The following is a 26,050-nucleotide window of genomic DNA, read 5'->3' as shown; positions in this document are numbered from 1 at the left end:
TTATTGTGCGTTGATTAAACGAATACCATAGATACCACCGGCAACAGAATCTTTGTCGGCAGCAAAACGTAAGGTAAGCGTTTTCGACTTTTTCATTGCTTCTGTTAATGGGTAATCAATGGTGTAGAACTCATCCGTCGGTTTACCTACAGGCAAACTAACTGCAGCTAATTGCTCTCCATTTAAATTAATAGAGAAATGACGATCTACATCGCCAATAAAATAGCGAACACGCAAAGCAACCGCTTTTTGTTCTGGGTTACTAAGCTGATACTCAAACCAACCTGTCGCATCGCGCCAGTGATGACCATTATTAACACCTGCACGGGTTCCCTCACCTTTAAAATCGTGTTCGACTTCAGGTTGTTGTTCACCCGGTGTAATTTGATCAACGGTTAATAAACGAAGTTCCTCTTTCGCTTGCTCAGCCGCTTTTGCATCGGCAACAAATTGCGTGAACTCTGCTTCGCTTTGCTGAGGCCAATACACTTGATAGCGACTATCGTGTAAGCGGAAGAACGGAATTAGCTCTGTGCTCTTAGTGTTATCGATACCTTGCTTGGCAATCGCCACATTTTTATCGGCGATAAATGCGAGCTTTTGGCCCGGTTTACGAGTGAGATCGGCAATAAATTGTTCTGGCTCACTCAGCATGATTGGAAGAGCCTCTGGCGGACAAGTTGGCCCAGCGGCGATGTGGCCCATGCGGCTATTGTCAGCAACAAAGTTAAGCTGCTCATTTGCAAATGCTTGTACTTTGGTAGCCATTACAACAGGCCCATACATCACAGAGTAATAATGCTGACCATCAGGTAGCTGCTCAGTATAAAGCTTAGGACTAAGTTCAAAGGCAAGCTTATCACCGCTTTGCCAAGCATGGCTGATACTGTAGTAACCGTCTTTTTCGGTTGCGCTTACAGCTTGTCCATTTAAAGTAAAGCTCAGCTCACCTTGCTGCCAAGACGGTTTACGAATATGAATCACCGACTCAGAGCTTTGCCCCTCAGACAAACGATTCACGGTCAGTGAGACCTTGTTATCATCTGGGAACTGGCTTTCTTGCGTGATTTGCAAACCCTGCTGTTGCCAGTTTAACGTGCTAGGAATAAACAAGTTTACCCATAGCTCTTTACCGGTATTGCTATAAATCAGCTCACCATATTTGCTGTGATTCTCAATACCTGAGCCTACACAACACCACATTGAATCTTGCACTGACGAATACATACGGTAATGCCCAGGGCGCATTGAGGTAAAGTAAACAAGACCGCCATGCTCTGGGTGTTGTGACGATAAAATATGGTTATATGTGGCGCGCTCATAATAGTCTAAATAACGCGTATCACCGGTTTTTAAAAATAATAACTTACTAAGTTTCATCATGTTGTAAGTGTTGCAGGTTTCTGGGCCTTCAACATCTTCAACCATTGGCGTGAAGTCACTTTTATCATGAAAATGCTCACGTACCGAGTTACCACCAATTGATACTGAGCGCTCTTGGCTGACTGTTTTCCAGAAAAAGTCAGCACCTTTCTGCCATGCTTTATCATCACTGGCATTTGCTACTTTCAACATGCCAATAATTTTTGGAATTTGCGTATTTGCATGCAGGCCAGTTAACTTATCTTCTTTGTGTAATAAGGGTTCAATAATGATGTTATGAGAGAACTGACGGGCTAGTTTTAAGTAACGCTCATCGTCACTAATAAAGTACATATCAGCAAACACATCATTTAAGCCACCATGCTCTGAATACAGCATTTGTTGAACTTGTTCATCAGTTAGCTTAGCAGTGGTCGCTAAGAACCATTCACCTAACTTAAATAGCATTTGTTTGGCTTTATCACTGCCAGCAACGTCGTATGCATCACGCAAGCCATGGAAGATTTTATCGATGTTATAAAGAGGCACCCAGCGGTCATTTAAGCTGAATAAATCGGCTTTGATTTCACCTTTTTCAATCTGCTGCCACATTTCATCGCCATTTGGGATACCGCCTAAGTAACCACCAGTGGCTTGCTGGGCGCGATCCAGCTCGCTTAGCATATAATCTAAACGCTGCTTTAATTCTTCGTCACCTGTGGCTGCCCACGCAAGGCTTAAGGCTGAAAGATAATGACCGCCAATATGGCCATCAAGGCCAGTACTTTCCCAGTTGCCATAGTTAGGCGCTTTTGGCTCAAGACCTGCTTCACGCAGATAAGGAGCAAGCAGCTGATCAGGATGAAGAGCTAATAAATAACGCACATTCGTTTGCTGCGCATGTAAAAACGGGCTGGCGCTTAAACTTACTTGATTTAGGGCAAATAAATGTTGTTCGCTGGTATGTTCAGCATGCTCCACTGAAGCGGCTTGTTTACTTTCTGTTGGCATTTCACTGCAACCGCTAACAGTTAATATTGCAGCGCAAACGCTTGCTAAATAGCTAACCTTGAATGTGTTCATACTGTTGTCTCCCAGCGAATTATTATTTTAAAGAGCAAAGCGCACACACTTATTTAGTGTGTGCGTTTAAAGAGTGGTTATTTTGGTAGGCGCTTATGAATAACCATATCCGTATAGTACTCATCGGTAATTTTGTATTTTTTCAAAATCAGACCTAGTAAGGCGTGGAAAACACCCGGAATGATAGTTAGCATCAGTGCTAAGCCCATAAGGGTAAATTCAGTTTGCTCAACGTTAGGCTTGTACTCAAAAAATGCCAGTAATAAACCACCCGCTAAGCCCGCTAAACCGCCCCCGGCTTTTTGGCAGAATGAAATACCACCAAATGATAGACCCGATGCACGAACGCCGTCTTTAATTTCACCGTAATCAACGGCTTCAGCAATTGCAGACCAGAACACTGGCGCATGTAAATCAACCACAAATGACAAGATGATATAAAGCACAAACGCCGTCATCACATCGCCAGGCTGCACTACAAAGTACATTAGTAATGAAATAAATAGCACTGCAATTTGTGATTGACGGAATAGCTTCATTTTACAGTAGCGCTGGGTGATCCACGTACTTGCCACCATTGAGACAATAGATGCTGCAATACCTGCACTGGTAAAGGCACCTGCTAAATCTGGTACACCTAAGTAATAGGTTGCGTAATACATAGCAACACTGCCACGAATCGCATAGCCAAGCGTACCAAGCACACATGCTGCACACAGTAGTAACCATTGATCGTTTTTAATAAGTACTTTTAACTGCGTAAGTACGCCTTCGGTTTGTGGCTCATGGGTAATACGTTCGCGAGTAGTAAAGAAGCAAAACAAAAATAGTGCTACGGCACATGCCGATACCAATGCCATTGCCAGTTTATAACCATACGACAAGCTGCCATCTCCCCAATATGAGGCAAGTAGCGGCACTGAAAATACGATCACTACATTGGCAATCTTAGCGAAGAACATACGGTAACCATTGGCTGACAAACGCTCTTTAGGATCGGCAGTTAATACACCAATGTAAGAGATATAAGGAATAGCAACACCGGTAAACATCAAGGTCGCAAACAAGTAAGTGGCATAAGCCCACGCTAACTTCATGTTGTAGTCGAAATCAGGCGTGGTAAATAACAGTACGACCGACAAACCATATGGAACAGATAAAAATAAGAACCAGTGACGGAACTGACCCCAACGGGTTTTCACTTTGTCGGTGATCACCCCCATTAATGGATCGGTAAAGGCATCAACAAAACGCGCCACTAAGAACAACACACCCATATCAACCGGATCAAGCCCGTAGATATCGGTGTAAAAGAAAGACATAAAATAGAATAACGCTGCAACCATGACATTTACTGCCATGTCGCCGGCGCCAAAGCCGACCTTTTCTACAACGGATAACTTTTGAGATTCCATACAACAACACCCTAATTGGTCAATAATGAGCCGCCGCTCACTATTTCAAGCAATGCTAAAAAGCTTCAACATTGCGTATCAAATAAATTTATAGCCCTAGATATTACACAGCTTGGCCATTGCGTTCGTTATTTTTGTAAATTTAATGCTAATCCAATTAATAGTATTATCATACTTATTAAATCGCAACTCTTTTCGACCGATGGTTTGGTTTATAAAAACCAATAAAAAACCCCAGCAGAGCCGGGGTTTTTAGGTCTATAAAAGAAATTTAGAAAGAATAACGTGCACCTAGTGCGAATGTACGTGAGTAGATACCGTTACCAAAGTTAAATAGGTTGTCGTTACCTTCACCGTAGTAGCTCTGATATACGTCATCTAGGATGTTCGTTGCATCAAAAGTAACCACTAAATCATCATTCACATTGTAGCTAAATTGGAAGTCTAAGCTTTGCTCTGGACGATTCCAGAATTGAATCGGGTTAGCAAAGATTGCCGCTTCGTTACCTGTGTAGAACTCAGAACGCCATACATATGATAAACGCATGTCGAATGAATCACGCTCGTAGATACCTACGATGCTGTACGATTCATCAGAAACACCTGCCATTTGTGAATCAACATAACCAGAGATTTCACCTAACTCATTGAATTCAGGTGTATCTTGCTCTGAGTCAAGCATGGTGTAGCTTGCTTGCACACCAAAGCCGTTTAAGTACTCTGGTAAGTTTTCTGGGAAGTAAACTAAACCAACTTCTAAACCAGACAGTTCACCGTTTGAAGCATTCACTGGTGCACTTAATACATATGGGCGTGTTACGCCATCATCGCCTTCGCGCACAACTTGCTTACGACCCGCAACAACTAAGCCTTCTATTTCACGCTTAAAGTAAGCCGCGTAAAGTGAGCTTGTATCTGCGAAGTACCATTCAAGTGATACATCATAGTTCTTTGATTCTGTTGGTTTAAGCTCTGGGTTACCACCATTACCTGTACCGTATGTAGCACCTTCTGTTAAAGGATCGTACCAGTATTGCAGCGCGTTTAAGTCAGCAAAGTTAGGCATACGTAATGTTTCTGTGTACGCTACACGGCCCACTACATCATCAGTGATGTTCCAGTTAAGTACTAAGCTTGGTAGTAATGCGCTGCTATCAGCACTTGCTGAGCTTTCTTCAAATACATTTGAGTTCATGCCGCCAGACTCAGCAACAAAGTCCATATCTTGCTCGTAGCTTACATAACGTAAACCAAACTCACCGCTAATATCTTCCGTTAAGAAGAAGTTAGTTGTGGCATATAGCGCGTATGAGTTTTCTTCGATATCAAATGTTTTGTATACATCTTCAGCCTCAAGGCCATATACGCTACGAACAGCATCGCCGTTATCAAGCATGTAGCCACCGTCAGCAGTTACAAAGCTGTCGAATACGTCAGCACGGCCATCGAAATAATCATCAACTTGGAACACAATACCAGAACCATCACCTGCTGCACCCGCTGCTGCTAGCTGCTCAATTAAGCTAGCCACAGATGTGTTTGCAATACCAGTATCTTGACCACGTGTGTACTCTTGCGCAGTTCGTTTTTCGTAGCGACCACCGAATTTCACTTTATCAAAATAAGTACCACCAATTAGGTATTCAGCATCAAATGTGAATGTTAGTGCATCGCCGGCATTACCACCGCCATTGTCATAAATAGTACCTGCATTCCAGTTTTCGATAGCAGCCATATCTGCTTCGTTTACCGCTGTGTTTGGATCATCCCAAAACGCGATGCCTGGTACGCCGTCTTTATCATTAAAATCAACGTCAAGACCCGTCGCTACACGATCAAAACGCATTGCGAAGAAATCTGTTTCGTACTCACTGTCTTGGTAAACAACTTCTGTATTAATGGTTAGGTAATCGCTTGCTAGCCACTCTGCACCTAGCGCATATAAGTAGCTATCTGTTTTACCATATGAAAAGTCACCACTTTGGAAACCGCCAGCGCCAATCGCTTGCTTTTCTTTAACTACGTTAGTGCCATCAAACACAGTTGGTGTTTCAATGAAGCCGTTACCGTTTTCAAACGTATTTGAGAACCACATCGCGTTTTGCGATTCGTTTTCGTAACCTGTGTAGAAACCTTCAGCTGTGATTTCTAGGGTTTCATCTGGTGCCCACTGTAAAGATACAGACGCTGCCGGGCGCTTACGAAGACCGGTGAATGAAGTACCAAAAATAGCATCACGTGCTAATAGGTATTCAGTTGGCTCACCATTTACGTCTAAAGTAGAACCAGCCGCAGTAGGTAGACCTAACTCAGTACCTTGAGTCCAGAATTCATTTGGAACACGTGAATACGGTGAGTAGTTGTACTGTGGTTTATCAGTAAAGAATGGGAATGCAGCACCCGCTGTGATGGTGTCATCGCGGTAATGTGTTTCAGCATAAGAAATATTGAAAAGTGCACCAAATTCACCAGCGCCGTCGATTTCCCAACGGTTAGAGAGTAATGCACTAATATTTGGATCAACTTCATCTGGTTGATCTGAGTAAATCGCACGTGCCGCTAAAACAACTTTTTCACCTTCGAAGTTGAAAGGACGGTGAGTTTTAATATCAATCGCACCTGCGATACCGCGTTCGATTTGGTCCGCCGAACGGGTTTTATAAACTGTTACACCCGAAAGTAGACTTGCAGGAATGTCTTGCAGCGCCACATCACGACCCGCACCTGTAAAGATAGCGCGACCATTAACTGTGGTATTAACATCAGTAAGACCACGGATTGAAACCGCGCTTACTTCACCAGCACCACGGCCTGTTGTTTGTACACCTGTCACACGTTGTAGTGCTTCAACCACGTTGTTATCAGGGAATTTACCAATATCTTCAGCAACAATTGCATCCACGATTTGAACGCTTGCACGTTTTTCATCTAACGCTTTGTTTAAACTGCCGCGAATACCTGATACTTGAATAACTTCCATCTCATCGACGTTATTCTCAGGAGTGTTTGGTGCTTCCTCCTGTGCAAAAGCAAATTGACAGGTAAATGCCATAACTACAGCACTGGCTATGTGTGTTCTTTTAAACATAAGCGGTGTTCTCCAAATTATAGTTATATCGGTCCGCTGAACTTTCCCCATTCAGTTACCGAAGAGTGACCACTGCATTGTGCATCGTGTGTTGTCAAAACGGTGCGCGAGTGTGTCTATATTTTTATGTTAATACATTGCTGCCTGAACTTTAATCATATTGTATGATTATTTAACAGTCAACTCAAAAAGCCAAATTAAAATAACTGCCATTATGTTTACAAAAAACTTTGCAATTATAACATGTTACAAACTCAAAGCATGCTGCGTTTTTGTTTTGGGAATTCATTAAGACCCATTATTATCAGCTACTTAGCGATTATTCGTTTGCTTGTTTTAATTTGTCTTTCACTCATCCAGAGCAACAAAAAAGGCTAACAAGTTATTTACCCAGCGTATTTTGATGCTACTATGATTAAAATACAATAATACAATATAGAGTTATTTTTTGCTGCACTTTTACTGGTTTGTTTCGATGTAAACAATCAGTTACTCAGTATAATCAGGCATACACAGTGTATTATCTGGTCACTTAGAGCGAGTTCTGGGTAGAAAAAGCTGCAGTTCAAACAACAATTATTAGTTACTAAGGACACTCATGAAGAAATTGAAAGCGTTGGCGCTACCATTACTTTTTTCGAGCAGCTTAGCTGTTGCACAAAACCCATTATTCACCGATGTATTTACTGCAGACCCTGCTGCACTTGTTCACAATGACACCGTATACCTTTATACAGGCCATGATGAAGCACCTAATAATGATGTGTTTTTTGAAATGCATGACTGGTTAGCCTTTTCATCAACAGATATGGTGAACTGGAAAAAGCACGGCCCAATCATGAAAGCAACAGACTTTAAATGGGCTAAAGGCGAAGCATGGGCTTCACACATGATTGAGCGTGATGGCACTTTCTACTTCTTTACAACCGTTCGTCACAACGACACAAAACCAGGTTTTGCAATTGGTGTTGCAACTTCTAAATCACCAACAGGTCCATTTAAAGATGCAATTGGTCACGCACTGGTTACCGATGATATGACCAAACATACGCCAAATGATTGGGACGACATCGACCCTGCTATTTATACAGAAGAAAACGGCGATACTTACATGTTCTTTGGTAACTTAATGCCAAAATACGTAAAGCTAAGCGACGATTTACTGTCTCTTGATGGTGAAATTAAAACGCTAGACTTACCAAACTTTACCGAAGCGTTATGGGTTCATAAGAAAAACGACAACTACTATGTATCGTACGCATGTGAGTTCCCTGAGAAGATCTGTTATGCCATGAGCAAAAGCATTCATGGCCCGTGGGAATATAAAGGTATCTTGAATGAGATCGCAGGTAACAGCGAAACCAACCACCAATCAATCATCGAATACAAAGGTAAAGACTACTTTATTTACCATACTGGTGCCGTACCACCAATTGATGGCAAACCAAGTGGCGGGCGTTTTCGCCGTTCAGTGGCGATTGAGCCGCTTTATTACAACGAAGATGGCACACTTAAACGTATTATCATGACCACTGAAGGTCTAAGTAAACAAGACAAGTAATCTCAAAAAGGGCTCTTTAAGAGCCCTTTTTAGTGCTCAAATGTAATACAAATAAACAAATTTACCGGGAAATCCTCACTTTCAGATAAGCAAAAAACTTCTCTAATAGAGCAAAAACAGCGAAAAAAACGCCAAAACTGGCAACTTGAAAAAATTAAAATCACGCTGTACATATTGTAAACACTGACACTTCGTGTTTACATATCAATTACCTTTGCAAAAGTATTTGCACATTTTAAATCGTACTATAAAATTACAATACTACGTTCTTATTAGTTTGATATAGGCACGCGGCAATTTTATTGACAACAATCGAATAAAAAAATGAATCCCAGTTTCAAGAGGACACATAAAATGAAATTAAATAAATTAGCCATGGTCATAGCCTGCTCTTTGGCTGTTACAGGTTGTGGCAAAGAAGATGGTACTAAGCTTGACACAGCACCAGCGGTTGCCGACCCGCAAAGTGCGAAACCGACAGTAAGCAGCAGTGTTGAATACACTGAATCAGGTAGCGTAATGGTTACCAATGTAAGCGTGCACGATCCTTCTGTCGTTAAAGTTGACGACACTTATTATATTTTTGGTTCACACCTTGCTGCCGCTAAATCAACAGATCTCTTGAACTGGGAAATGATTTCTTCGCCTTCTGTTTTAAGAATAGACGGACAAGATGTATTACAAGTTAATGAAAGTCCGTTATTTGATTACAATTACTTAGAAGAAATTGCCGAAGGCGTTGAGTGGACCGATGGTTACCCAAGCAACTGGGCTGCCGATGTAATTCAATCACCAAATGGTAAGTTTTGGTTTTACTATAATAGCTGCGGACAAGACAATACCAACACAGCCGACATAACCAATGATCAAGTTTGTTGGGACCGCGGTTATTTAGGATTAGCTGAAGCTGACAATATCGAAGGTCCGTATACAAACAAAGGTATTTTCCTGCGCAGCGGCTATCGCAATGAAGCTGAGTTTGCTGCATATCCACTTGATAATGGCCAAACGACTTATGATGGTGGCATAGATCCAAATGTCATCGATCCGGCTGCATTCTATGACACAGACGGCAAACTTTGGATGGTTTACGGTTCTCATCATGGTGGTATTTTTATTCTGGCTATGGACGAAGAAACAGGTATGCCAGAAGCCGGTCAAGGTTATGGAAAACACCTTCTTGGTGGCGCCGGGCGCTTCATTGAAGGCGCTTTCGTAATGTACAGCCCAGAAAGTGAATATTACTACTTATTTTATTCTACGGGTGGCCTTGACTTAAACGGCGGTTACAACATCCGCGTTGCTCGTTCTAAAACACCAGATGGCCCTTACCTAGATAACGCAGGTAACGACATTGCGACAGTAGGCGGCTTAGAAGTTGGTGAAAAACTAATGGGTGGCTTTGAGTACACGCAAGAACTTGGCGAAACAGCACCTGCATGGGGTTATCAATCACCAGGTCATAACTCTGCTTACTACGATGAAGCAACTGGTCGTCACTTGTTAATCACGCATACGCGTTTTCCACAAACGTCTACTGAGTTTCCTGAAAATACTGAAGCACACCAAGTTCGTGTACATGAAATGTTTATTAACTCATTAGGTTGGCCTATGGCTTCACCACAGCGCTATGTACCGCTTGAAGGCAATAACATGGTGGTTGCTGATGAACTTTACGGTTATTACAAATTTATCAGTCATGGCACTGATGTAAATACAGATGCGATTCGTTCAATGCATATTGCACTAAACGAAGATCACTCAGTAACCGGTGATGATCCAGGTATCTGGTACATGATTGATGACTCAAATATTAAACTTGAGTTAGATTCTGGTACTTACTTTGGCGTGGCTAAATGGCAATGGGATGATGCAACTAAAGCAATGGCTGTAACTGTATCAGCTACATCAAGCGAAGGCGCTACCATTTGGGCAAGTAAACGTGATGAAATTACGGATACTGCAAACGTGCTGGGCACTGTTCAAGAAGCGCTAGATATTAAAACTGAATTATCAATTGCTGACGAAGGCTACTCATTACCAACCAAAGGTAAAGATGGTGCTGTAATTAACTGGGAAAGTAGTGATGAATACTACATCACCAGTGAAGGCTCAGTATTTATTCCAACGCCAGATCGCGGTGATAAAGCAGTTACTTTAACTGCTAATATCTCTTTAAATGGCGAGAGCATCACTAAGACATTTAATGTAAATCTAGAAGCACGCCCAGAATTTAAAAATGCGATTGCACACTATGCATTTGAAGAATCACTCAGTGATGGCTTAGGTAACCTAGATGATGCGGGTGTAACAGATAACAACCTATTAAATGTAGGTGCCGGTACAGCTGCATACGCAGAGGGTCAAACAGGCAAAGCATTTAACTTTGATGGTGCAACGGGTGTTCGCTTACCTGATGAGTTAGTAACGGGTGATGAGTACACTATTTCGTATTGGTTTAAGCCAACAGTGCTAACAGATTTCTCTCCAACACTTTTTGCTGCAGCATCAGATGCGCGTTGGATGAGCTTGATCCCAGGTAATACACACTTTACAACAACACCGATGCTTTGGAGCCGTTATTTAGCTGATGATGGTGCTGAAATGTGGAACCAAATCATTTCTGACTCTCCAGCAGTGATGGATTGGAATCATATTGCCATCACTTATGCTAATGGTACTGCAACACTTTATCGTGATGGTGTGCGTGCAGGTTCGATGCCTCGCCCCGATTTCTTTAGTGAACAAACAGGTAACTTTGCCCTTGGTGTGAACTACGGCTGGGACTTACCTTTCCAAGGTCAAATTGATGAGTTCATCGTCTATGACTACGCACTAAACGGCCTAGACATTAATGGTGCGGCTATCAATAACCTGACAGATCCGACTGAATTTGAGAGCTTCATTACTGATGCGCTTGATTTAGGTGATGTATCGGCAGTACGTGAAAGCTTTGAGTTACCGCGTGTAGGCCCATTTGTATCTGGTATTAGCTGGACGTCAAACAACGAAGAGTACTTAAAACCGGTTAATGGCACAGCTGTTGTGACACAACCTAGCGCCTCTGCTGGCGACCAAGTAGTGACATTAACTGCAACTATTAACTACAAAGACTTTACTGATACTAAGTCATTCGATGTAACCTTAAAATCACTTGCACCTGCTGAATACAGCTTCGAAGGTGACTTAAGTGCATTAAACGGCACATATGCAGCGGGTAAACCAACGGGTGGTTTTATCAACAACACTGGTGGTAACGTAACTTTTGTTGACGGTATCATGGGTCAAGCAGTATTCCTTGAAGGTTCAGGTGTTCGTTTACCGGATAACCTAATCACAACTAATGACTACTCTGTGTCTATGTGGTTAAAACCTGAAACCTTCACTGATTACACTACAGCGTTCTTCGCAGGTGCTAGTGCAGGCTCTTGGTTAAGTTATGTGCCATCTATGGCAGGTACAGGCCTAACTCGTTTATGGGCAAATAACGGTGCCTTCTTCGATAATGCAGAACTAGATAGCCGTATTCCAGCAAAAGAATGGACACATGTTGCATTCACTGTTGATGGTACGAACGGTGATGTGTTGAAGATGTATGTTAACGGTGAATTACAGCTAGAAACCGATGGCTTCCCGCGTGTATTCACGGTTCCTGGTGAAACAAATGAGTTTGCACTCGGTGTTAACTACTGGGATACACCTTATAACGGTGCTATCGATGAACTGAAAATTTTCAACGGTGCGATTAGCGCTGAAGAAGTAAAAGCACTCTTTGATGCAGCTGCTGCACAAGAGTAACAAAGTGAGGTGAGCTGCCTCACCTCAACTATTTGTTGTCTGGAAAGGCCGGGTGAAAACCCGGCTTTTTTCTAAAGCTTTAGTACCCCTTGCCGATACATACATGTCATTCACTTTCATCGCTCTCATTATGGCTATTAACTCATTAGCAAGTGCGTTAACTATCTCAAACGCATATACAGCAGTCAGTAATACCAACTCAAAAGTAGGCTACAAACTCAGCAGCCAAGAGATGAACAAACTCTCTGGTCGTGAAGTAGAGCCCGCTCAAAAAGAAGAAGTATCTAGCGACCTCCCCGCACATATTCGCAAAATGGTTGAGCAACTCGAAAAGCTCAAAGAGCAACTCGAACTTGCCAAAGAGCAATTAGCCAAACTACAAGCACTTAAAAACCAAGAAGATGAAGCTGTAAAAGTGCAAGTTGAAACGCAGACCAAGATGGTTATGGAAATCCAAACGCAAATAATGACTCTTAGCCAATCAATTAGCGACGCGCTTAAAGAAGCAGGTATCAGCGACCCTGGAGTACTGATGAGCGTGCTGGTGTGATGGAAGCTGTAAGTTTTGAGCTATAAGCTTTAAGTCTCAAGCTTTACTCTTGTCTCTTTCATCTTGCTAACTCCCTTTCATGCTCACTTTACTCTTGCAACTTTACCCTCGCTAACTTCTCTAAAAAAACCCAAAAAAGGGTCCAAAATCCAGTAACTATGCGGGCTCTGAATTATCGAGCACGCAAATACGAAACTTCCTTAGCAGTAAAAATAAGTGCTATTTAGGGTCATTGTCGTTACATTTAGCAGCTGTTAAAACGAATTAATTTGCTCAATAAATCAACAGTATAAACTTAACAATTTAATCTACATCGCCACTTTGAGGACTCAGTTGCAAAGATCGTTAAAATAAAAAACAACACTTAAATCCCACTAAAAAGCCTTCCCCAGTACTTTTTCAGTATAGAAATCAACCAACTCATTCGTATTATGAATTCACCCTATGAACGAAGTGAGGGCGTCTTATGCGTCAAATTTTATTACTTTCTGTAAATGGATTTACGCTACAAAAACTGTTTTTACTGGCATCGTTATTGGTGTGCTTTTTCACCTCAGCTGAAGAAACAAGCCCTATTTCAACAGCGAGAGCATGGTTAACCTTGGTTGATTCTGGAGAATACCACGAGAGCTGGCAGCAAGCTGATCAGGTCTTTCAAAGCACCACGCCCAAAGCTCGCTGGCAAACGGCCTTAAATCAAATACGCGTTCCTTTAGGCCGAGTTATGTCTCGCACCTATTTTGGCACAGCAAAATATGACTCATTACCCGGCCTGCCAAATGGTGAGTATTTAGTGGTCAAGTTTCAAACCGAGTTTATGAATAAAGAGGCAGTAGTTGAAACGCTCAGCCTAAGCAAAGCCGCCGATGGCTGGCATCCATTAGGTTATCTGATCGATTAGTTTAGAGCAGCGCAAAGCGCCCTTGAGTTTTGTGCTGTAAGATTTATCGACAGTTAAAATGCTTATCTGCGGGAAAATAAACCGCACAATTGATGAATAGTATTTATTGTTCGTCGCCGAAACATAAAAACATTTCAAGACGAATTCAATAAACAACAAGTAAATGGAATTGCTATGAGAAAAATGCTCTTATTGATCACTTTTTTACGCTGCTTTTGTGCAAACGCTGAAGAACTCGATGTTATAAATCGCGCTAAAAGCTGGCTCGTATTAATTGATAATGGTCAGTATCAGCAAAGCTGGCAGCAAACAGACTCATTATTTAAACAAGCGATGCCACAAAGCAACTGGAGCAAAGCGTTAAAGCAAGTTCGAGTACCACTTGGCAAGGTGATTTTACGTAAGAATTTAAGCCTGATGAATTATGACTCTTTACCCGGAACACCTGATGGTGAATACGTGATCATTCAGTTTCAAAGCCAATTTATGAATAAAGAGCAGGCCATTGAAACAATTAGTCTCAGCAAAAGTAGTGGCCAGTGGCAACCTATCGGTTATTTTATTAATTAGGGGTTATATTTAGGTTTTAGGTTCTAGGTTCTAGGTTCTAGGTTCTAGGATTGCATTGTAGAACGGCTTTAGCCGTGAAGATTATGTGATGGACAAAATTCGGCACTAAAGTACCTCCTACGTGGGGTTTTATATGCAATGCAGAGGCATGAGAAGGTTTTGATGGATTATGTTGGGTTTCGCTTCGCTCAAAACAACCGCACCGCTCAGCTTGGAACTTTACTCTCGTTAACTTTACCCTCGTTAACTTTACCCTCGTTAACTTTACCCTCGTTAACTTTACCCTCGTTAACTTTACCCTCGTTAACTTTACCCTCGTTAACTTTACCCTCGTTAACTTTACCCTCGCTAACTTTACCCTCGCTAACTTGCAGCTGACAGCTATAAAAAAAGCCACTCATAAATGAAGTGGCTTTGGTTGAGTCGATTTTTTACTTATAACTTAATTTGGTTCACGCAGATGGAACACTTGGCACTTGTTACCTAAATCAGGTTGTTGTGCGAAGTTAGTGTTTTCAGCTAAACCACAGTTACTTAAACCAAGCGCTTGTTTTGTGTAGCGGTTGATAAGCATCACACCACCACCCTCTACTGGAGCAATGCGCCACTGTGCTGTTTTAGCTGCACAAGAAGCCATTTCTACGTTGGCACCTGGTACTAAGGCGTTATCAGCTACCGCAGCACAGAACTCGCTGTCAGCGCTTTGTTTAAGGCTTACATAGCCAGTATCTGTTGGTGCGAAGAACCATTGCTGTGCATCTTTATGCGTGTAAGCTTGTTGCTCAACATTGGTACCTGCTTTAACTGTATCCGCCACGCTAAGTGCTTTACCACTTTGTTGGCTTAATACTACAACACTACCCATTGGGCGTAATTGCCAATCACCACACGCTGTTGCGTCACTTTGCTGTAAAACCGCTTGGTTTTGTGCAGCAGAACAACCAGCAACCGCTAATGGTTTGCCTGTGTAACGGTTAGTAATAGATACATTACCATCTGTGCTTGGTGCTACTTTCCATTGCTGGCAGAAGTTATTACGCCATGCTGCAGATTGTACTTTAGCATTATCTGCGTCATTACAGCTTTCAAGCTCTAAGAACTTGCTGTCTTCACGATTAGCTAAACGAACAAAACCATCTGTTGTTGCATCAATAACCCATTGACCATTGGTGCTTGCACACTGACGTTGCACAGCACGTGCATCTTGTGGATCAGCTGCGATGTCTAAACATAAGCCGCTAGTTGCATTCACTAATTGGTAGCGCTGACCTTGTACTCGCGTTACCAGTGGACCGTATTCACCTGATGGCGGTGCTACTTCAACGCCTGGTGTTAATGGTTTACCAAAGCTTGGCGTGCCATCGTCGTTCCAAGTAAATTTTTGCGCACGTAATGAACGAGTCGCACTACAACCGTGCTCTACCGAATCATTACCGTGATAAACTAACCAGTCTTCTGTACCGTCTGGCGATGTGAAAAAGCCGTTGTGACCAGGCCCAAACACTTCTTCTGTACGCTCAAATACTGGCTTGTCGTATTTTTTCCAGCTGCTCGCTTTAAGTGGGTCGTCACCAACAAGCTCAAGCATACCTAGTTTGTAATCTGGGGTATTACAGAAGCTCGCTGAGTACGTCATAAACGTACGACCATTGTGCTGTAAAATTTCAGCACCTTCAGTTACTTTACGACCACTGATCTCCCAATCTAGCTCAGGACGCGTGATCACCGTATGCGGTGAGTTCTCTTTCAGTGTCCACGGATCTTCCATTTCAGCGATAATGTTTAATTGCTGATCGCCTTGCCATTGTGAGTAAATCACATATAGCTTGTCTTTGTATGTTAAGTAGTTACCGTCGATGTTCCATACGTTAGGCATTAATGCACCCTTGTATTCGTATGGACCCATAGGATCGTCACCAGCACTTTCTAATACGTTTAAGTGTTGGTTATCTAAAGTGCCATCAGTACCCGCTGTGTACATCATGTACCAACGGTAGCCGTTTGGCCCTTTTAAGCGATGGAATTCAAACGCCCAAAAGTTACAACAGCGCTCAGGGTTTGAATCAGACCAAACATTGACAGGTGTTGCATCAGCAAGGCCAGCTAGTGTTGGTGATTTACGCATCACTAACTCAGATGTCCATGTTGTTGTGGTTAGGTAATAGTTACCATCCCAATACTCAAGCCATGGATCGGCGCCATTAGGAAAAAGTGGGTTGGTAAAAATACCATTATCTTGGATTGGCGCTTTTTCTGTGGCTGCCACGTCAGTTTTCTTAGCTGTGTTGTCTTCAGCTGTAGTCTGACAACCAGTCAGTGCACCAAACGACAAGGCAAATACGCTGGCTAAGCCAGCCTTTTGCATTGCGCTTTTAAGCTTTGTTGTTTTCACGATTGTGTTCCTTTATTTTGTACCAAATTCGTACACGATGCGTGTTGAATACACGTCACCCGGTAATAATGTTGTGCTTGGGAACGTTGGCTGATTTGGTGCATCAGGGAAATGCTGTGGCTCTAAACAAAAACCACTTCTGAAATTATGCACTAAGCCAGACGCTTGCACAGTACTACCGTCTAAGAAGTTACCTGAATAAAACTGTACTGCAGGCTCTTCTGTGTAAACTGTTAACGTACGGCCAGAGTTTGCTTCGTAAACCGTCGCTGCTTCAATAAGCTCATTGCTTGGCGTGTCTTTAAGCACAAAGTTATGGTCATAACCTTTACCAAGTTTCAGTTGTTCATTGCTTGCTTTGATATCTTGACCGATTGCTTTAGCTGTACGGAAGTCAAACGGTGTGCCAGCCACATCCATCAACTCACCAGTTGGGATCAAGCCGCCATCCACAGGTGTAATTGCTTTTGAGTTGATTTGCATTTGGTGATCAAGAATGTCGCCTTTACCCGCTAGGTTGAAGTAGCTGTGTTGCGTCATATTGATGATGGTAGGCTTGCTTGTTGTAGCAATAAACTGCATATCTAACGTGTTGTTGTTCGTTAGTGTGTAAGTCACTTCTGTCGTCACTTCACCCGGGTAGCCTTGGTCGCCATCAGGACTCACTAAGCTTAAGGTAACACCGGCACTGTTTTGCGTCGTGAACGGTGTCATGTTCCACACTTTTTTATCGAAACCTTGCACACCACCATGTAAGTGGTTGTCACCATCGTTAGTTGCTAATTGGTATTCAGTGCCATTTAACGTGAATTTACCGTTTGCGATACGGTTACCAAAACGACCGATGATTGCACCGTAGTAAGTTGTCGCTTTTGTGTATGCTTCTAGGTTATCTAAACCCAGTACAATATTACCCATTTCGCCTTTTGCATCAGGTGTTTCAATACGCGTAATAATGCCGCCGTAGTTGATTACATCAACGCTAATACCATTGCTGTTAGTCAGCGTTACTTGATTAACCGGCGTTTGATCAGCCAGTACGCCATAGGCCGTCATTGATGCTGAAGGGGAAGTAGTCATATTGTCTCCTTGATGAGCACAAGCTGGTGTAAGGGCAATCCCACATGTCACCAACAATGCATAAAGCCCGCGCGACTTTTTCGTGTTCGAACTGGCTGTTTGATGAGTTGTTTTTAAACCTTGGAAAACACATTGCAATGACATATGAATAACCTTTTTGTAATTGTATTTATAGTTTTATAATACAAATAAGGGTGTCATTGCAACTTTAATCGCTAAAGTTGAATTTTTCCGTCTTTCACCATGATGCAATCCATTCCAGCACTTTTGGCAGCTTGATAACCAATTTGCGTGTCTTCAAACACCACGCATTGGCTTGGCTCAACACCTAACTGCTCTGCCACTTTTAAGAATGTTTCTGGGTTTGGCTTGCCTTTACTAACATCACTAGCAGTCACTAACGCACCAATTTTATTTATTAAATTGGTATCAGTTAAATGATCAATTGCATGTTCGCGGTCAGCACCTGTGCCCACACCCATCGGTAATACACCATGGTACTTTTCAAGTACTGCGACGGTTTCGTCAATCACTAGCGGTTGGTGCTGTAAATCAACCCAAAATTGGTGTTTATCTTTTGCCACAACTAGAGGGTCATGATCTAAGCCAAATTTTTCATTAAGCATTTCAATTGTTTTAACGGTCGGAATGCCACCTAAGCTGTACATATAGTCGTAATCGAATGGGTAGCCATAGGCTTCGCAAGCTTTTTGCCATGCCTGTAAGTGACTGCCCATTGAGTCAATTAAGGTGCCATCCATATCAAAAATAATGCCTTGGTAGGCGCTTAAATCGATCATATCTACTCCTAAAATGTTTCGCTTCACAATAGCATAAGCCAGCGAAGAGCGAGGCTCATCACTGGCTTAATCGACAACAAAATTTGGGGTGAACGTGCTCACACACAGCACGTTCTAGTACATAAAGTACTAATTCTTACACGCCACGTTTTAGCATGTAGTAAGCTGCGTTATGACGAAGCTCTGTTTTGAAACCACGGATCGTCGTATCGTTATCGATGATCATAGTTTCAACGCCAGCCATTTCAGCAAAATCGATAATCATATCGGTTGTTACTGCTTGGCTGTATGCAGTGTGGTGTGCACCACCGGCGTGGATCCATGCAGCTGATGCTACAGATAGGTTTGGTTTTGGTTCCCAAAGCGCTGAAGCAACAGGTAAGTGAGGTAAATCAGCTGGCGGAGCCACTGTATCTACTTCGTTGATCAGAATTCGGAAACGGTTACCCATATCAATTGGTGATACGTTGATTGCAGCACCCGGTTTTGCAGTAAACAATAAACGACCTACATCACATTTAACACCGATCGTGTGCTGGTGAACTTCAAGACGTGGTTTTTGTGCTGCAATTGAAGGACACACTTCTAACATGTGCGCGCCAAGTACTTGGTCAGTCTCACCCATGTTGTAAGTGTAATCTTCCATGAATGAACAACCACCGTCACGGCCTTCACCCATTACTTTCATGATGCGAACCATAGCAGCTGTTTTCCAGTCACCCTCACCACCGTAACCATAGCCTTTCGACATTAGGCGCTGTGTAGCAAGACCCGGAAGACCAGAAAGACCTGATAAGTCTTCAAAACAGTTAGTGAATGCTTTAAAGCCGCCTTTCTCTAAGAAACGCTCCATACCAAGCTCTAAACGTGCTTCGTTGCGTAGCATTTTCACTGCGTAATCGTCTTGTAGAGTTTCATCAGCAATTACGTAGTCTTGCTTATAAAGCTCTAACTGTGCATCAACTTCTTCTTCAGTGATAGTATCAACCACTTTAACAAGCTCAGCGACACCAAACGCGTGTACTTCATAACCAAAAGTAATTTGCGCTGAAACTTTGTTACCTTCAGTAACTGCAACTTGACGCATGTTGTCGCCAAAACGCGCAACTTTAAGTGTTTGGCTTTCTGCCCAACCTTTTGCCGCACGACACCAGTCATCTAACTGCTGTTGTACGTCAGCACGTTGCCAGTGACCTGCAACAACTTTACGCTCTTTACGCATTACAGTACCGATGAAACCGAACTCACGGTCACCGTGTGCACTTTGGTGCGTATTCATGTAGTTCATGTTGATGTCAGACCAAGGAAGGGCTGCATTGAACTGAGTATGAAGGTGTAACCAAGGCTTACGTAATTCGCTTAGGCCAGCAATCCACATTTTCGCAGGTGAGAAAGTGTGCATCCATAAAACTAAACCAACACAGTTAGGATCCGTATTTGCCGCTTGGCAAACAGCGTGAATTTCTTCAGGTGACTTAACGGTAGGCTTACATACCAAGTTTACTGGTAGATTAGCTTCGCTGTTTAAGCCCGCTACAATTGCTTCGCTGTCTTTGGCAACCGTTTCTAACACCTTAGGACCATAAAGATGTTGTGAGCCGGTAACAAACCAGACTTCTTTCGTCATCGTCGTCATGTTAATAATCCTCTAAATTCTTGCTATTTGCTCTGACCGTAATACGCGTTTTTACCGTGCTTACGTAGATAATGTTTATCCATCACTGCTTTTTTAAGTTCAGCTGCGTGTGGATCTAAAGTGCGTGTTAAATACGCCATGCGTGCAATCTCTTCGAGTAGCGCGGCATGGTATACAGACTGAGCGGCATCTTTACCCCACGTGAAAGGCGCATGACCCGCAACAATCACCATAGGTGCAGCTTTCGGATCGCGATCTTGATACGCATCAGTAATTTGAATACCGGTTTCTAATTCATAATCGCCATTCACTTGCTCATCGGTTAACTCACGAGTACAGGTGATGTCACCGTGTACATAGTCAGCGTGAGTTGTGCCAAGGCAAGGAATGCTTTGTTTTGCTTGCGCCCATGCAGTTGCATAGGTCGAATGCGTGTGTGTTACACCGCCAATTGCATCGAAGTGGCGATATAAATGAACATGCGTTTTAGTGTCAGAAGACGGACGCATAGACCCTTCAACAATGTTGTTTTCAAGGTCGACGATCACCATGTCGTCGGCTTTCATTTGGTCGTACGATACACCACTTGGTTTAATTGCAATCACGCCTTTGTCACGGTCGATTTGCGATACGTTACCAAAGGTATAAATTACTAAGCCACGACGTTGCAGCTCCATGTTCGCTTCATAGACTTCACGTTTTAGTTCAGTAAAACTCATGCTTTGTCTCCGTTTACATAGCTTGCAAGTGCTTGGTAGTTGGCATAAAGCTCGTCATACACAGCAACGCGCTCAGGGTTTGGTAAATACTGATGACATACAGACGACGCCATAACTTTTTGAGCATCTGCCACTGTTGCGTGCTCACCCGCAGCAACCGCAGCCATAATTGCTGCACCCAATGCACAGCTTTGCTCACTTTCTAAAACGTCGATTGGGCAATTCCAAACATCGGCACAGGTTTGCATTACGTAGTCTGATTTTTTAGAAATACCGCCGATAACAACCACTGACTCGATTGGCACGCCTTCGCTACGGAAACGCTCAGTGATAGCACGTGCGCCAAACGCAGTTGCTTCAACAAGTGCTTTGAAGAACTTAGGTGCATCAGTGCCCATTTTTAAGCCTGTTAATGCCATGGCAACGCTTTGGTCAGCATCTGGCGTTCGACGACCATTTACCCAATCAAGCGCAGTTACATCGTTGCTTGTTACAGGCAGTGCTGCCGCTGCTTTTGATAGATCAACTAAGATTGAATCTTCTAGCTTGTTAACTAACGCTTGTTCAGCGTCTGATAAATTTGTAAGTTGGCGAGTTGGCCAAAGTACTAGGTTTTTGAACCATGCGTATAAATCACCAAACGCAGATTGACCGGCTTCTAAGCCAATTAACCCAGGGATTACTGAGCCATCAACTTGACCACAAATACCTTTAACGCAAGTATCACCTAGTTGTTCTTTAGACGTTACTGTGATGTCACACGTTGAAGTACCCATTACTTTAGTTAGAACGCCAGGACGAACATTGGCTGCTACTGCGCCCATGTGACAGTCAAATGCACCGTAACCAATCACGATACCTTGTGGTAAACCTAGCTTCTCGGCCCACTCAGCAGTTAAGTTGCCAGCAACTTGGTCGCTTGGCTCTGTAGTTGCATTTAACGTATCAACAACACCATCTAATAGTGGATCGATATTGCTAAAGAAACTGTTTGGTGGGAAACCGCCCCACTGCTCGTTCCACATTTGTTTGTGGCCCGTTGCACAACGACCTAGCTTTAATGCTTCAGGGTGTGTTGTGCCGCACATTAGCGCGGTCATCCAATCGCAGTGCTCAACCCATGAATATGTGGCTGCTTTAACACTGCTATCAACGCGGAAAATATGTAATGCTTTGGCCCAGTACCATTCAGAAGAGTAGATACCGCCCATGTGTGAAAGGTAGTTCACATCGTTGTTAGTTGCAGCTTCAGTGATTTCATTTGCTTCTTTAATAGACGTATGGTCTTTCCACAAAATGAACATTGCATTTGGGTTTTCTGCAAATTCTTCAGTTAATGCCAGTGGTGTACCTTGGCTATTAATTGCTACAGGTGTTGAGCCTGTCGTATCAAAGCTCATACCCACTACTTTGTCTGCAGTACCTGCTGGAACTTGTGACCAAAGACCATTAACTACTTCTACAAGGCTATCAATATAGTCTTGTGGATGCTGACGAAACTGATCTTTACTTGGGTCACAGTATAAACCTTGTGCCCAGCGCGGGTAGTTTACTAAATGGCTGGCAAGTTCTTCACCAGTCGCAACATCAACGAGTAATGCTCTTACCGAGTCCGACCCGTAGTCTAATCCCAACGTATAACGAGACATAATTACCTTTCACTAATTGCTTACTAACATTGTTAGTCATTATCTTTATTTGTATGATAATATCAACAATACCAGATTGTAAAGGTATTATAAAAATATTATTAACAGGATTATTTGCTGCTGGCGGGCGATTTATTGCGCAGTTCCTCTGGTAGATTAGATTGTTTTTTCAGCACAAATAATAGGTTAAAGCCACTACATTAACTTTTGTATGATAAGAATGGGATAACTATGTCTAGTCAATTAGAACAACTTAAAGCAGTAACAACCGTTGTTGCTGACACGGGTGATTTTGAAGCAATCAACGAATATAAACCGCAAGATGCTACAACAAACCCATCACTAATCTTAAACGCGATTCAAATTGAGAAATATCGCCCACTTGCTGCCGAAGCCGTATCATGGGCAAAAGCACAAAGCAGTGACACAGCAGAAGTTGTAACAAAAGCAGCTGATAAGCTAGCAGTATTAATTGGCTCTAAATTAATGGAGCAAGTGCCAGGTTTAGTTTCAACAGAAGTGGATGCGCGTTTATCATTTGATACTCAAGCAACTGTTGATAAAGCACTTGAGCTTGTTGCTTTATATAAAGAGCAAGGTATCGACACATCGCGCGTGTTAATCAAAATTGCTTCAACATGGGAAGGTATTCAAGCAGCTAAGGTACTTGAAGCACAAGGTATCCGTTGTAACCTAACGCTGGTATTTGCATTTGCTCAAGCACGCGCTTGTGCCGAAGTAGGTGCTTACCTAATTTCACCATTCGTTGGTCGTATTCTTGACTGGTACAAAGCACAAGATGCAAGCGCTGATTTCGACGGTGCTAACGATCCGGGCGTTAAGTCAGTAACGCATATCTACAACTACTTCAAAAAGCACGGCTACGAAACGATTGTAATGGGCGCAAGCTTCCGTAACATCGGTGAAATCCAAGAATTAGCAGGTTGTGACCGTTTAACTATCAGCCCTAAGTTACTTGCTGAACTAGCTGCAACTGACGCACCATTAACTCAAAAACTATTACCAGCAACAGAAAAAGCAGAAGCGCCAGCTGCAATGACTGAGCAAGCTTTCCGCTGGGAAATGAATGAAGATGCCATGGCTACTGAAAAGCTAAGCCAAGGTATTCGTCAGTTCGCAATTGACCAAGAGAAACTAGAGTCAATCTTAAGCGAATTAGTTTAAACCGATTGTTTAAGCAGCAAAAAGCCCGCAAACCAAAGTTTGCGGGCTTTTTTATTACCTACACATCATCACAAATGTAGGTTTATCGTGTTGCGATTACGATAATTTTTAGCCAGTCACATTATTCAGCAAGTAATGCGTTTGCTTTTGCAACTAGGTTTGCCACTGTGAAACCAAAGTGCTCAAGCAATACTGCGCCAGGCGCTGACTCACCAAATGTCTCCATACCTAGTACATCACCATCTTGACCAACATACTTGAACCAGAAGTCACGGTGTGCAGCTTCAACAGCAATCTTAGGTGTACCCGCTGGTAGCACGCTTTGACGGTATGCTTTATCTTGGCTATCAAACTGATTCGTTGATGGCATAGATACCACGCGAACTTGTTTACCTTGTGCTTTTAGCTCAGCAGCGGCATTCACAGCTAACTCTACCTCAGAACCTGTTGCAATAAGGATAAGCTCTGCGGCTTGTTCGCTATCAACAAGTACATAACCCCCTTTTGCAATGTCAGCAACTTGTTGTGCATCACGTGCCATTGCTTTGGTACCCTGACGGCTGAAAATAAGTGAACTTGGGCCTGTTTCTTTTAATAACGATTGACGCCAAGCTACTGCTGTTTCAGTTTCATCACACGGACGCCATGCAGTCATATTTGGTGTCATACGAAGGTTAGCGATTTGCTCGATTGGTTGGTGAGTAGGACCATCTTCACCTTGACCGATTGAGTCATGGGTATACACAAAAATGCTTTGCGCTTTCATTAATGCTGCCATACGTACTGCATTACGTGCGTATTCCATAAACATTAAGAAAGTTGCGCCAAATGGAATGAAGCCACCATGTAATGCAATACCATTCATGATTGCGCTCATACCAAACTCACGTACGCCATAGAATACGTAGTTACCATCAGCTGCATCTTGTAAACCTTTTGCTTCTGGCCATAACGTTAAGTTAGAACCGGCAAGGTCAGCAGAGCCACCCATTAATTCTGGTAGTTGGTTAGCAAAGAAGGTGATCGCGTTTTGTGATGCTTTACGTGTCGCAATGTTTTGCATGTCGGCTTGGCATTTAGCAATGTACTCATCAGCTAATTCAGCGAAGTTAGCTGGTAATGCTTTTTCAAGAACACGACGTGTATATTCTTTTGCAAGTTCAGGGTGTGCTTTGCTATAAGCTGCAAACTTTTGCTGCCATGCACCTTCAAGCTCTTGGCCTTTCGCTTGATTATTCCACTCGTTATAAACTTCTTGTGGAACTTCAAATGCTGGATGTGGCCAGTTTAGCTGCTCACGTACAGCTGCGATTTCGTCGTGACCCAGTGGTGCACCGTGACAGTCGTGGCTACCTGATTTATTTGGCGAGCCAAAACCAATCACTGTTTTACAACAGATTAGTGTTGGTTGCGTAGTGTTGCTTTGTGCCGCTTCGATTGCACCCGCAATTGCATTCATATCGTGACCATCAACATCACGAATAACTTGCCAACCGTAAGATTCAAAACGTGCAGGCGTATCGTCGGTGAACCAACCTTCTACTTCACCATCGATAGAGATGCCATTGTCATCCCAAAATGCGATTAGCTTGCCTAGGCCTAATGTACCTGCCAGCGAACATGCTTCGTGCGAGATACCTTCCATTAAACAGCCATCACCCATAAAGCAGTAAGTGAAGTGATCAACAATATCAAACTTTGGCTTATTGAATTGCGCTGCTAAGGTTTTTTCAGCGATTGCCATACCAACTGCGTTAGCAATACCAGAACCTAATGGGCCAGTCGTTGTTTCAACACCCGGAGTATAACCATATTCTGGGTGACCCGGTGTTTTAGAGTGAAGCTGACGGAATTGCTTAATATCTTCGATGCTTACGTCATAACCGCTTAGGTGTAACAATGCATATTGAAGCATTGAACCATGGCCATTTGATAACACAAAGCGGTCACGGTTAGACCAGTCTGGGTTTAATGGGTTATGGCGGTGAAAGTTTTGCCACAATACCGCTGCAATATCAGCCATACCCATAGGCGCACCTGGGTGGCCAGAGTTAGCTTGTTGAACGGCATCGACAGCAAGTATGCGAATAGCATTTGCAGATTGAGAACTAGGCAGAGTCATCTTATTAGCTTCCTGTTAATATTATAATATAAATAATATCGCAAAAACTCACCCAAATAGCAACTTAATAAACCGCCATGCCAGTAATGACGTGTATTTAGGGCCATTTTGTACCGCTAAGCGCAGGTTTTAACACCAT

The 26,050-nt window shown here is 42.9% G+C and carries 16 protein-coding genes and 2 pseudogenes; 6 read left to right on the top strand and 12 right to left on the bottom strand.

Translation table 11 applies throughout. The annotated features are described in order from the left end of the window. The 3 genes from L1D51_RS01060 to L1D51_RS01050 form a co-directional block, all read right to left on the bottom strand. On the bottom strand, positions 1–2,445 hold the full coding sequence (locus L1D51_RS01060; RefSeq protein ID WP_239962188.1) for a beta-L-arabinofuranosidase domain-containing protein: 2,445 nt from the start codon (positions 2,443–2,445) through the stop codon (positions 1–3). A 77-nt stretch (positions 2,446–2,522) separates the two neighbouring features. After that, the gene (locus L1D51_RS01055) at positions 2,523–3,860 is read right to left on the bottom strand and encodes an MFS transporter (RefSeq protein WP_054562984.1); all 1,338 of its coding nucleotides are present in this window, start codon (positions 3,858–3,860) and stop codon (positions 2,523–2,525) included. Positions 3,861–4,131: 271 nt separating this feature from the next. Further along, positions 4,132–6,948, bottom strand: a complete 2,817-nt coding sequence (locus L1D51_RS01050) for a TonB-dependent receptor (RefSeq protein ID WP_054562985.1) — start codon at positions 6,946–6,948, stop codon at positions 4,132–4,134. Between the two features lie 598 nt (positions 6,949–7,546). Here L1D51_RS01050 and L1D51_RS01045 point away from each other — a divergent pair. The 5 genes from L1D51_RS01045 to L1D51_RS01025 all read left to right on the top strand — a co-directional run bounded on the left by L1D51_RS01045 (position 7,547) and on the right by L1D51_RS01025 (position 14,328). Next, the gene (locus tag L1D51_RS01045; RefSeq protein ID WP_054562986.1) at positions 7,547–8,509 is read left to right on the top strand and encodes a glycoside hydrolase family 43 protein; all 963 of its coding nucleotides are present in this window, start codon (positions 7,547–7,549) and stop codon (positions 8,507–8,509) included. 354 nt (positions 8,510–8,863) lie between these two features. Continuing rightward, positions 8,864–12,307 (top strand): LamG-like jellyroll fold domain-containing protein, encoded by a 3,444-nt coding sequence (locus tag L1D51_RS01040; RefSeq protein WP_239962186.1) that lies wholly within the window; start codon positions 8,864–8,866, stop codon positions 12,305–12,307. Positions 12,308–12,359: 52 nt separating this feature from the next. Beyond that, a complete protein-coding gene (locus L1D51_RS01035; RefSeq protein ID WP_236702908.1) occupies positions 12,360–12,857 on the top strand; it encodes a hypothetical protein in 498 nt (165 codons plus the stop codon). Between the two features lie 466 nt (positions 12,858–13,323). Beyond that, complete coding sequence (locus L1D51_RS01030) at positions 13,324–13,758, top strand: DUF4019 domain-containing protein (protein WP_054562990.1); 435 nt, start codon at positions 13,324–13,326, stop codon at positions 13,756–13,758. 174 nt (positions 13,759–13,932) lie between these two features. Beyond that, positions 13,933–14,328, top strand: a complete 396-nt coding sequence (locus L1D51_RS01025) for a DUF4019 domain-containing protein (RefSeq protein WP_239962185.1) — start codon at positions 13,933–13,935, stop codon at positions 14,326–14,328. 37 nt (positions 14,329–14,365) lie between these two features. On the opposite strand, the pseudogene L1D51_RS21840 reads toward L1D51_RS01025, so the two are convergent. From L1D51_RS21840 to L1D51_RS00990, 8 genes and pseudogenes are all read right to left on the bottom strand, one after another. Next, positions 14,366–14,644: pseudogene (locus tag L1D51_RS21840) on the bottom strand (hypothetical protein); the annotation flags it as partial. Further along, positions 14,568–14,729 (bottom strand): annotated as a pseudogene (locus L1D51_RS01020) (hypothetical protein); the annotation flags it as partial. The pseudogenes L1D51_RS21840 and L1D51_RS01020, both read right to left, overlap by 77 nt. A 41-nt stretch (positions 14,730–14,770) precedes the next feature. Beyond that, entirely contained in the window at positions 14,771–16,720 is a 1,950-nt protein-coding gene (locus L1D51_RS01015) for a family 43 glycosylhydrolase (protein WP_239962181.1), read from the bottom strand. A gap of 12 nt (positions 16,721–16,732) precedes the next feature. Then, positions 16,733–17,800 carry an aldose epimerase family protein gene (locus tag L1D51_RS01010; protein ID WP_239962179.1) on the bottom strand — a complete coding sequence of 356 codons (1,068 nt, stop codon included), beginning with the start codon at positions 17,798–17,800 and terminating at the stop codon, positions 16,733–16,735. Between the two features lie 215 nt (positions 17,801–18,015). After that, entirely contained in the window at positions 18,016–18,600 is a 585-nt protein-coding gene (locus L1D51_RS01005) for an HAD family hydrolase (RefSeq protein WP_239962177.1), read from the bottom strand. Positions 18,601–18,736: 136 nt separating this feature from the next. Next, positions 18,737–20,236 (bottom strand): L-arabinose isomerase, encoded by a 1,500-nt coding sequence (gene araA, locus L1D51_RS01000; RefSeq protein WP_054562995.1) that lies wholly within the window; start codon positions 20,234–20,236, stop codon positions 18,737–18,739. A gap of 23 nt (positions 20,237–20,259) precedes the next feature. After that, positions 20,260–20,955, bottom strand: a complete 696-nt coding sequence (locus L1D51_RS00995) for an L-ribulose-5-phosphate 4-epimerase (RefSeq protein WP_054552270.1) — start codon at positions 20,953–20,955, stop codon at positions 20,260–20,262. Continuing rightward, complete coding sequence (locus L1D51_RS00990; protein WP_054562996.1) at positions 20,952–22,604, bottom strand: ribulokinase; 1,653 nt, start codon at positions 22,602–22,604, stop codon at positions 20,952–20,954. The genes L1D51_RS00995 and L1D51_RS00990 overlap by 4 nt, the downstream gene beginning before the upstream one ends. Before the next feature lie 231 nt (positions 22,605–22,835). Here L1D51_RS00990 and tal point away from each other — a divergent pair, with 231 nt between their 5' ends. Further along, positions 22,836–23,789 carry a transaldolase gene (tal, locus tag L1D51_RS00985; RefSeq protein ID WP_054562997.1) on the top strand — a complete coding sequence of 318 codons (954 nt, stop codon included), beginning with the start codon at positions 22,836–22,838 and terminating at the stop codon, positions 23,787–23,789. A 121-nt stretch (positions 23,790–23,910) separates the two neighbouring features. Here tal and tkt read toward each other — a convergent pair whose 3' ends face one another. After that, on the bottom strand, positions 23,911–25,911 hold the full coding sequence (gene tkt, locus L1D51_RS00980) for a transketolase (protein ID WP_058586024.1): 2,001 nt from the start codon (positions 25,909–25,911) through the stop codon (positions 23,911–23,913). Positions 25,912–26,050: the final 139 nt, after the last annotated feature.

Origin of the sequence: Pseudoalteromonas shioyasakiensis (genome assembly GCF_022398475.1) — a bacterium.
Lineage (GTDB): Bacteria > Pseudomonadota > Gammaproteobacteria > Enterobacterales > Alteromonadaceae > Pseudoalteromonas.
This window is presented reverse-complemented; position numbering and strand designations above follow the sequence as displayed.